We start from the raw sequence: 782 nt of genomic DNA, 5'->3' as shown, positions 1-782 counted from the left end.
AGCTCTTCAGCTTGCTCTGCCAATAATCGTTTGAGTTTGGCATTTTCAGTGGCGAGCTCCCTTTCTCTATCGCTGATTTTCGCATCTTTTTTGACGGCTTTACGCCACCCATAAATTTGAGATTCATATAGCGAAAGCTGTCGTGCGGCAGCAGAGACACCGACTTTCTCTGCTAACTTAAGCGCTTCGGCTTTAAATTCAGGAGCATGTTTGATTCGTGTTTTCTTAGTTGTCATTGTTCACCTCGTTAGTGATTGTACTCACTTAACTCGGTGTCCAAAACTTCTGGTGCGGATCATCTTTATGATTGGTTTTTAATTCCATTTTTGAAACCATTTGAGGTGCACCGAGAATGGCTTCGATTAAGAAAAATAACAGTAGTTCACCAGCTTCACCGGTTCTATCTGGGTTTTCAGAATCTATTTCTGGGTGACGGAATAACTTTCTAGCTTCTTTCGTCAATCTAGCTGACTCTCTAGCGGTATGATCCGCACCAGAAGTTTTGGACACCGAGTTAAGTGAGTACAATCACTAACGAGGTGAACAATGACAACTAAGAAAACACGAATCAAACATGCTCCTGAATTTAAAGCCGAAGCGCTTAAGTTAGCAGAGAAAGTCGGTGTCTCTGCTGCCGCACGACAGCTTTCGCTATATGAATCTCAAATTTATGGGTGGCGTAAAGCCGTCAAAAAAGATGCGAAAATCAGCGATAGAGAAAGGGAGCTCGCCACTGAAAATGCCAAACTCAAACGATTATTGGCAGAGCAAGCTGAAGAGCT

The 782-nt window shown here is 43.0% G+C and carries 3 protein-coding genes; 1 reads left to right on the top strand and 2 read right to left on the bottom strand.

Annotation, left to right across the window (positions count from 1 at the left end):
- Together L4B77_RS20180 and L4B77_RS20175 are read right to left on the bottom strand one after the other, a co-directional pair.
- On the bottom strand, positions 1-236 hold a 236-nt coding region (locus L4B77_RS20180; RefSeq protein ID WP_429751568.1), incomplete at its 3' end, for a transposase.
- A 28-nt stretch (positions 237-264) separates the two neighbouring features.
- On the bottom strand, positions 265-510 hold the full coding sequence (locus tag L4B77_RS20175; RefSeq protein ID WP_429752630.1) for a Hachiman antiphage defense system protein HamA: 246 nt from the start codon (positions 508-510) through the stop codon (positions 265-267).
- Between the two features lie 36 nt (positions 511-546).
- Between L4B77_RS20175 and L4B77_RS20170 the strand changes: the two genes are divergently transcribed.
- Positions 547-782: transposase (locus L4B77_RS20170; protein ID WP_429751568.1), on the top strand; the 236-nt coding region annotated here is incomplete at its 3' end.

Source organism: Vibrio minamisatsumaniensis (assembly GCF_050337445.1).
In the GTDB taxonomy this organism is placed as follows: domain Bacteria; phylum Pseudomonadota; class Gammaproteobacteria; order Enterobacterales; family Vibrionaceae; genus Vibrio; species Vibrio artabrorum.
The sequence above is the reverse complement of the archived record's forward strand: the minus strand, read 5'-3'. Positions and strand labels throughout refer to the sequence as shown.